This is a genomic window from Kamptonema animale CS-326, assembly GCF_028330895.1.
In the GTDB taxonomy this organism is placed as follows: domain Bacteria; phylum Cyanobacteriota; class Cyanobacteriia; order Cyanobacteriales; family Microcoleaceae; genus Kamptonema; species Kamptonema formosum.
This window is the reverse complement of record NZ_JAQMUA010000155.1, coordinates 1-9,306: the sequence shown is the minus strand read 5'-3', so window position 1 is coordinate 9,306 and position 9,306 is coordinate 1. Positions and strand designations below refer to the sequence as shown.

At 43.6% G+C, this 9,306-nt stretch carries 6 protein-coding genes; 5 read left to right on the top strand and 1 reads right to left on the bottom strand.

The genetic code is table 11. The features are described 5' to 3' along the window. Nucleotides 1–108 (bottom strand): helix-turn-helix domain-containing protein (locus PN499_RS09140; RefSeq protein ID WP_272031491.1); only part of this gene is annotated, 108 nt, incomplete at its 3' end. Nucleotides 109–175: 67 nt separating this feature from the next. Here PN499_RS09140 and tnpA point away from each other — a divergent pair. From tnpA to PN499_RS09115, 5 genes are all read left to right on the top strand, one after another. Beyond that, a complete protein-coding gene (tnpA, locus tag PN499_RS09135) occupies nt 176–427 on the top strand; it encodes an IS200/IS605 family transposase (RefSeq protein WP_272031490.1) in 252 nt (83 codons plus the stop codon). A gap of 657 nt (nt 428–1,084) precedes the next feature. Beyond that, entirely contained in the window at nt 1,085–4,219 is a 3,135-nt protein-coding gene (locus PN499_RS09130; protein ID WP_272031489.1) for an AAA family ATPase, read from the top strand. 309 nt (nt 4,220–4,528) lie between these two features. Next, nucleotides 4,529–4,696, top strand: a complete 168-nt coding sequence (locus tag PN499_RS09125; RefSeq protein WP_272031487.1) for a hypothetical protein — start codon at nt 4,529–4,531, stop codon at nt 4,694–4,696. Nucleotides 4,697–4,785: 89 nt separating this feature from the next. Further along, nucleotides 4,786–6,702: an adenylate/guanylate cyclase domain-containing protein gene (locus tag PN499_RS09120; RefSeq protein ID WP_272031486.1), complete on the top strand. Its 1,917-nt coding sequence runs from the start codon at nt 4,786–4,788 to the stop codon at nt 6,700–6,702. A 680-nt stretch (nt 6,703–7,382) separates the two neighbouring features. After that, a complete protein-coding gene (locus PN499_RS09115) occupies nt 7,383–9,014 on the top strand; it encodes a polysaccharide biosynthesis protein (RefSeq protein WP_272031484.1) in 1,632 nt (543 codons plus the stop codon). Nucleotides 9,015–9,306 lie beyond the last annotated feature (292 nt).

The following is a 9,306-nucleotide window of genomic DNA, read 5'->3' as shown; positions in this document are numbered from 1 at the left end:
GTCTTTTAAAGACCAATTGTAAGCAGCTCGCAACATATTGAGCCAGTCGGATAATTTATCGGATTGATGGTTAGTGGGGGGCAACTTATATTTATAACTTAAAATCAAATTCAATCACCTCCTAAAGTCATCATACAATATTATTGTAGATGTTAAAGACCTAACAATAATCAATATGCAAGACAAATCTATTGTGGCAATGGAGATTATGCCAGACCACGTACACTTGCTAATTGATGCACCACCTAATTTAGCTCCAGATCAAATTATGTTTCGGCTCAAAGGATTTACTTCATTTCAACTTCGGAGTGAATATCCGTACCTTAAAAAAATCCCCTCTCTTTGGACTAGGAGCTATTTTTGTGGCACAGTCGGTAACGCCTCGGAGAAAACGGTTAAACAATATATTGAAAATCAAAATACTTGAATGCGGCCGCATCCGCAGCGCCTATCCCAACCCCTGAAGGGGCGATGCTCGCGGCGCGGTTAAATTCTGTCAAAATATTACCATTCAGAAGAAAAATACCTTAACGCTGAGAGCAAAACGAATGCGTAGAGGTGAAGTCTGGCGAGTTACTCTTGAACCTACTGTTGGCGATCGGCTCATCAAAAAGTCAGGACTTAAGCACCCAACCAAAGAAACCGGGTTTTTTAATGAAAATATAGCAACCGCCATAACGGTCTTGACATTCTCCCTCCCCCAAACCATTTCTAGTATTGCATTTTCCTCCTGCCTCCTGCCTACTGCCTCCTGCCTCCTGCGTGACCCACAGATGCTCTCAAAAACCCGGTTTCTGGAGCCTGAGCGTAATTCCTAAAAGTATTGATGAGAACCCTTTGGGAGGCAATCATGGAAGAAATTACCGAAGCGTTAGTTACCCTCCTCAATCTGGATTGAATAACTAGGCAACAAGGTAGAAAGCATGGTATTGATAAAGAGAATGCCGGGCGCATTCGCCTATAGCAACTACCAAGACCGTTAGGAGATTCTTAATTGCTGAAACCTTTGCTTTTATTGCCTTCTACCTTCTCTCCTAGATAACCCAGATAACTAGAGCATTCCTCCCTCTTCCTTCTGCCATAAATGATTCCGCAACAACTCACACTCAAAAATTTTCTCAGTTACCGCGATGCAACTCTCGACTTTCGAGGGCTCCACACCGCTTGTATCTGCGGCCCCAACGGTGCAGGTAAAACCTCCCTTTTAGAAGCGATCGCTTGGGCAATTTGGGGTAACTGTCGCACCGCCTCTGAAGACGACATCATCCATATCGGCGAAACTGAAGTCCGCGTTGACTTCGTTTTCGCAACTCACGGCGAAATCTACCGCATCATCCGCAACCGCCGTCGGGGACAGTCAGGAACTCTAGAATTTCAAATTGCGACCGACTCTGCTGTTGTTAATGGGGAGATCAAGGCTGGCTCTTTTCGGACGTTGACAGAAAAAGGACTGCGGGTGACACAGCAGAAAATTATCGAACACCTGAAACTCGATTATGAAACATTCATCAACTCAGCTTATTTGCGACAAGGGCGTGCGGATGAATTTATGCTCAAAAAACCGAGCGATCGCAAAGAAATTCTCGCAGGCCTACTGAAACTCGACCAATACGACATCTTAGCAGAACAAGCCAAAGAAAAATCCCGCGAATTTAAAGCTCAAGTTGAATTCCTACAAAAAAGTCTGTACTCCCTCAAAGGGCAACTGCTACAACGTGATGAGATCTCCACGAAGCAAACCAACCTCCAACAAATCACCGCTCAGCTCCAACAACAGCAAAATAGTAACACCGAAAAACTCCAGCAACTCCAAGGCCAGCAACACCAACGCCAAACCGGAGAAAAACTCCTCATTGGCCAACAGCAACAACATAGTAACATCGCCCAAGAATGCAATCGCCTCCAACAAGAACTCGCCACAGTCAAACAGCAGCAACAGGAAATTCAAGCCCTCCTGCAACAAGAAAGCGAAATTACAACGGGTTTAACCCTTTTTCAAAAGCTGCAAATCGAAGAAGAAACCCTTTCCGCTAAATTCAAAGCTCACCAAGAGGCACAAAACCAACGGCAGCAATTACAAGAACAACAGCGGCAGATTGTGAGTCAAATCAGCGGCAAAGTTCAGCAAGTCCAAGCCCAATTAGAAACGTTAGAACAACAACAAAAAGAAGTTCAAGATATTCTCAATCAACAGCCAGAAGCAGAAGCTGGACTGGCTCAATTGCAAGCAGCAAGAACTCGCCTGAGTCAACTGGATCGATTACAGCTTCAAGTTGCACCCTTATTGCAACGGCGGCAACAATTGCAAACCCAACTCGATCGGGCTCATGCTCGTTTGAGCGCTCGTTTGGAAGAACTTAACTCCAGAGCGCGATCGCAGCAAGCTACTTATCAACAAAAGCAGCCGGAATTACATCGGGAATTGCAAGCAGTAGCAACTCATATTTTACAATTAGAAAATAAGCGAGTTTATCAACAGCGAGTTACGGAAAAAGGACAAGAACGGCATCACTTCCTCAAAAGTCTTGAAGACAGTCAGCGCGACTTTGAAGCCCGACTCGCAGAATTAGACCAAAAAATTCAACTCTTAGGAATCCCCCCCAATCACACAGATTTAGAAGAGCAAAAATTATTAGCAGAATCTGATATTTATCAGAACTTAAAACTCAAAACTCAAGACTTACAACTTCCTAATTGTCCTCTGTGCGATCGCCCTTTAGACGAACATCACTGGAGCTTAGTAGTTACAAAACATCGCCATCAACAGCAGGAACTTTGGAATCAACTTTGGGTAATTCGGGAACAATTAACTATCTCGAATCGAGAGCTTGAAGTCCTCAGAAATGAGTATCGCCAACTAGGTGAAGAATTGGCTCCCTATGAAACATTGCGGGAACGGCGGGGGAATTTACAAGCTCAAATTGATGCTTTGGGAATAGAGCAATTGCGCGTACAAGAATTATTAGCTGAAGCATCAGCTATAGAGAAATCGCTACGTAGTGGCGAATATGCAGCCGAAGATTATGCGGAACTTCAACAACTAGAGCAAAACTTGCAGGTACTCAATTACAGCGAACAAAATCACGCCCTCGTCCGCAACCAAGAAAAAAGTTTGCGCTGGGCAGAAATTAAAATGAGTCGCATTAAAGAAGCTCAGCAAAAGTTACAGAAAATTAATAGCCGTCGCCCAGAACTTCACAGCCAATTAACCAGTTTTCAACAGCAAATACAGCAACAACAAACCGACTCCGAAATACAGCAACAAATTCAAAGTATCGATAGATATCTAGCGGAAATTGGCTATAGTTTAGAACAACATAGTAACATCCGCGCCGAACTGCGGAAAAATCAATTTTGGCTTTCCCGTGCCGAAAAATTACGTCAAGCTCAAAAACAATATCCGCAAATACAGCAGCGAGTGAGTGAATTAGGGAATTTAATCCAAGTACGATCGCAAGATTTAGAAACACTCAACAATCAAATCTTAGCGATTAGGCAACAATTACAACAAACTCCCGACACAGCCACCCAAATTGCCGAAATAGAACAACAAATACAGCATCGCCGTCAACAACTAGACCAAAACTTAGCTAGTCTGGGACGAATTGAACAGCAACAACAGCACCTTGAAAACCTTCAAACTCAGTGCGAAACTCAACAACAACAACTAGAAACCGCGCGCAAGCAATACCGAGTTTATCAAGAATTATCGCAAGCTTTCGGTAAAAACGGTATTCAAGCTTTCATGATTGAAAATGTCTTACCCCAACTCGAAGCCGAAACTAATCACATTTTATCTCGACTGAGCGCTAATCAATTGCACGTCCAGTTTATCACCCAACGCGCCGCCGCTTCCAAAAAAGCCACAAAATTAATTGAAACCCTGGATATATTGATAGCAGATGCTCGCGGTACTCGCCCTTATGAGACTTATTCCGGCGGCGAAGCTTTCCGAATTAATTTTGCCATCCGCCTAGCATTAGCTAAACTTTTAGCACAGCGTGCAGGTACGGCTTTGCAGATGTTAATTATTGACGAAGGTTTCGGTACTCAAGACAGCGAAGGGTGCGATCGCTTGATAGCGGCGATTAACGCGATCGCCCCCGACTTCGAGTGCATCCTTGCTGTCACCCACGTCCCTCACCTCCGAGAAGCTTTCCAGGCTAGAATAGAAGTTAGCAAAACTCCCCAAGGTTCTCGCATTAACTTGTCAATTTGATGTTAAGTAGAAGGAAGAAGGCTTATACAGCTTAGCTAGCAAACACCAAAAACAGTTGAGCGATCGCCAAAGTAAAATGTAAAACCTTTCAGTCCTAGCTCCTCTTAGGGTTAGTATAGGCTTTAATAGATCGGTCATTAACTCCCGCTTTCGGCAATTTTTAGATTTTAGATTTTGAAATTTGAATAGGAAATCTACCCTCAGAGACGCAAGTTTGTTATGGTACTTGGCGGCGTGGGATTTAATAGCCCGTATTCAGGAAGTAAGAGTCACTAACTCCGGGATGAAGCCACTGAGTTTGCAAGAGTGATGTCAAAGCAAGCTGTATTGGTCAGTCTAAGTATTAACTTACTCCGTTACGAATTGCGCGAGGATCTACTGAATAAGTGGGAAAGAAAATGTGCTGACTGCGGCGTTGAAAATCGGGCATTACAAGTTGAGTATATTCATTCCCAACCCAAGAGAGACAGCGATTAAGCATTTTAAGATTCACGATGTTTTTAATCGCTCGTGTCGTTTACCTCTCAGGGCTCAAACCACTGAGTTTGCCACTTACCAAACTTTTTATGACGAAAAAACAACCTTTACCCTGGTCTCGCTACATTCCCCCTGGGTTAACCCTTTGTTTAGGCGTTAGTTTATCGATTTTAGCCTTCGCCTTGATTTGGAACTGGGAAAATAGACGGCGGGATTACGAATTTAACCGTCGCAGCGACGATTTCGCGATCGCCCTAGAGCGTCAGCTTAATACAGATTTAGATGTCATTCTTGCTCTCGGCGACTACATGAGAGCTACAAACAAAGTAGATCGTTCCTCCTTTGCTCGGTTTGTCGCCCGTCCCCTCGCCATCCACCCCAGTTTGGAAATCCTCGCCTGGAGTCCACGAGTACCCAACACCCAACGGCAAAACTATGAAGCTAATGCCAGAAACAAAACAGATCCGAACTTCCAGATTAGAGAGCGAAACTCACTCGGTAAGATAGTTAGAGCTAGCGGGCGTGCTGAATATTTCCCCGTATACTATGTAGAACCCTTAGCCCAGAACCAGGAGGCTTTAGGGTTGGATCTAGGTTCCGAACCTGCTATCCGCGCCGCCTTAGACCAAGCGAGGGATACAGGAGAAATGGTTGTCAGTGAAAATATCGACTTAATTAGGGGCGATCGCTCTCAACCTGGCTTACTGACCATCCAACCAGTTTACCAAAACGGCTCTCAACCCAGCACGATTAGCGATCGCCGCAACTTATTACAAGGATTTGTACTAGGAATATTTCAAATTAAAGATATTTTTCAGACTTCTCTCAGAGGGCGCAACACCGAATATCTAAATTTTTACCTCACTAACAGCATTCTTAAAAAGCCAAATAAGTCCATACCTTCCATCGTCTTACCCAATATCGATGCTCAAGACTTCCCCCCCTATCTACAGACAAATAACTTTGGGGTACTCTACGATTCCAGTACCCAAACAGTTGTTTCAGCAGGGCCGGAGGTAGAACAAGCAGCAAAGTTAAACTGCCCGATTCAAAACAATTCTGATTCGAGAGAAACACCTTGTAGGCTAGTCCTCAAGATTAGCGGTAGCCAGTGGTCGCTTTATATCTTAACAACCCCCGAATTTCGTAGGACTCAAAAACACTGGCGGTCTTGGGGTAGCTTAGTTATGGGCTTGCTGTGGACTCTCATACCTGTTACTTATATGTTGACCGCCCTCAGCCGCACGACACAAATCGAAAAACTCGCTGAAGAAAGTTCTAATCAAGCCAAAAAGTTACAACAAGCTTACAAACAATTGGAATTAGAACAAGCTAAATCCGAACAACTACTATTAAATGTTTTACCAGCCCCGATCGCAGAGCGTCTCAAAGGTGACGAACACAATATAGCTGACACTTTTGGGGCAGTAACAGTGATGTTTGCTGATATTGTCGGCTTTACAGAGCTCTCCTCCCGGATCTCTCCCTCGGAATTGGTGGGAGTGCTCAACGATATCTTTTCCGCCTTTGACCACTTAGCCGACAAACACGGCTTAGAGAAGATCAAGACGATTGGGGACGCTTATATGGTAGTTGGCGGCCTCCCAGTGCCCCATTCCGATCACGCAGAAGCGATCGCAGAAATGGCCCTGGATATGTTGCAGGAAATTCGTAGACTCAGCGTCGAACACAATGAAGCTTTTAGCATCCGCATCGGTATTAACTCTGGCCCCGTAATTGCCGGCGTAATTGGCTTAAAGAGATTTATCTACGATTTGTGGGGCGACACTGTGAATATTGCTAGCCGCATGGAATCTCACGGTATGACGGGCTGCATTCAAGTTACAGCAGCCACTTACGAGCTATTGCGCCAGAAGTATTCCTTTGAGAAGCGGGGGGCTATCCAGATTAAGGGTAAAGGATACATGACAACTTACTTACTCACTGGTAGGAGAGAGCAAAAGCAAAGCAGCGGTGGAGCAAGAGAGCGCGGAAAATTTTCTTAATTAGCTAGCACAGAATAATTAAACGTAGAATAGCGATGACTGAAAAGCTGACTAACTAAGTATTTTTTCTTACTCTTCTTCCTCTAGCTTGAAACCACACTAACTACAGGAATAAATAGTAGTTTCCAAGATAGAAATATTGTTCAGATTGGAGTAGCATCCTCAGTGCTCTACCGTATTTTCACGGTAAGCGAATTTGTCAAGAACCGTCCGTAGGAAAATTGACGCTAGGAGGAGGGAAGTCTGGAATTTCTGACCAAACTAAGTAGCCACAAGCGTTTCAGCTCCCACGCGATCGACAGATATTGCACTTATCGATAAATTAGCTACTTAATGTAAAGATTTTCGACTTTACACAATCTTTAAAATTACGCGAAAACCCGTAGATAATTACGAAGAGTTTGTAAAGCTTGCGCTAACCTATTGCCAAGCACTCGTACGTATAGTCTATGATGATATTCATCAAGGAACCGTAAGGTTAAGGATATTGAACTCAGACATTTTTAAAAGGTGTCAGAGAAGATACAAATATCGCACCGAACCAAATAAATAGAGGAGCTAATAGCTATCTGCAAATAGTTGCGATTTTCCCCTCTAAAAAACTCGCTTTCATGGCGAGCTATCCGGGTGTGCCGTTGCTCACATATCACTATTCCTAGCGTTTAACAGGAGCTACAACAGTGAAACTTGCATCTACTAATTTATCAGCAGTTAAATCTACTACCAAAGCCGGAATTATTGAACTCATCAAGCAGCTAGTTCCTCCTGGTTCGCCAGAGCCTCAAGACTCTGCAATTCTTGCTGAATTGCAAACTCTGACAGTCAAGCTCATCGAAGCTTACAAGGCCGACGGACTATTAGAAACAGAGCCTTTTAGCGATGTACGCAACCGCACCCTTCACCTGTACGCACAGGAAGTTAAGAGCAAAGTACAAGGAAAAGTGGTACTCGTAACCGGAGGAGAAGGGTGCGTTGGAACTAACTTAATTAAAAAACTGCTCGAATTAGGTGCTAAGCGCATAGTTTCTGTGGATAAAGCACGATGTCATAACTTAGAAGGAGATATTCCCACTAGCACTCTAGAAGGAAACATCATTTTCTATGCGGCTGATGTTCGTAACTCTGAGGCGCTAAGATATATATTTGATACCGAAAAACCTAATCTAGTCTTCCACCTAGCTGCTCAACGCCTACCCGGACTCGCTGAAATTAAAATTCGAGAAACTGCTACAACTAGCCTTTTAGGAACTAAACATATTATCCAAGTTTGTGAAGAGTATGGTGTCCGCCAGTGCATTTTCTCTTCCACAGGCAAAGCTTCTCGCTATTTTACTACAGAAGTTTACGCCGCTTCCAAAAAGTTAGCAGAGTGGCAATTTGCTCAAGCAGCTCAAGAGGGAAATGTTACTTATGGGATGGTACGTTTTACCCATATGTTAGACAACAGCTCTTTCTGCGAGCAAATGGCTAAGAAAGTAGAGCAAGGTAAAATAGTCAACGTTCACGCTCCGCACCGCTACGTAACTGCTCAAAATGTTGAAGAAGCAGTACATTTGTTGTTGAATTCATTAATTTTTTCCGTTCCCGGTAAACTAAAATTTTTAACAGTTCGCAATCTAGGCTGGCCAACGGAAACCCTGGAAGTGGCTCTTGCTAAAATTCTTGAGTCTGGCAAAAATATCCCGATTTATTTTCAAGGACTTCTCCCTGGATATGAAGAACCCTTTTTCCTGGGTCAGTTTGACTGGAGCAATCCTACAGAAATTCACCTGTTAATGAATGTTTTGGAAAATGCCTCTCGAACAGTTGATGCTTCTGGAGAAATGGAAATTGCAGAACTAGCACCCTTTTCTTTCCGCACATTAACTAAACAATTGTTCCGCCTGGAAAATTTAGTTACGGATGAAACTATCCCGGAAGCCCAAATTAAGCCAGCTCTAGCAAATTCTGAAAGAGAGATAATTTCTTCGACTTTTTCTTGGACTTCAGCCCACGAACTCTTGAAGATCTTAAAGTGGGGAATCAATGCTAAGAGACTGCAAGCTGATGGAACTGACATCAATATCTACCAGGATATTCTAGAGCTACTTCTAGAAGGTTTACACGGCAGATTAAATAAAGAAGTTTTGAATCTAGCTAAGGTGACACCTGATGAATTTGATGACATGATTGAAAGTCTATCAAAGGTGGGTTCTATTCAACTAGAGGTAGCATATTTGCGCTCTGTCTCCAGATATGTCAGAGAGTTTGCTCCTGTTGATAATGTGATTCAACTGATGCCTCAAAAGGTATTAGCTAGTGTTGTTGTTTAGTTGTGGGTTGTTAGTAGGAAAATGTAATTACCAATTACTAACAGGACTTACGCACGATCGCAGTACGGCCGCCCTCTGGGCGGTAAAGATACCGCCAGGATGGCCGCGTTACAAACATTTTTTCGTCGTAACTCCAAACCAATTAGCTAACTAATTACCAATTGAAGAAGGGACTAGGGGCTAGGGACTAGGGACTAGGGAAAGAGGGGGAGATGGGGAGGATGGGTAATACCAAATCCGGGTTAGTCATCCCCTTTATTAGCAATAATCCGTCATTGCGAGCTCCGCGAAG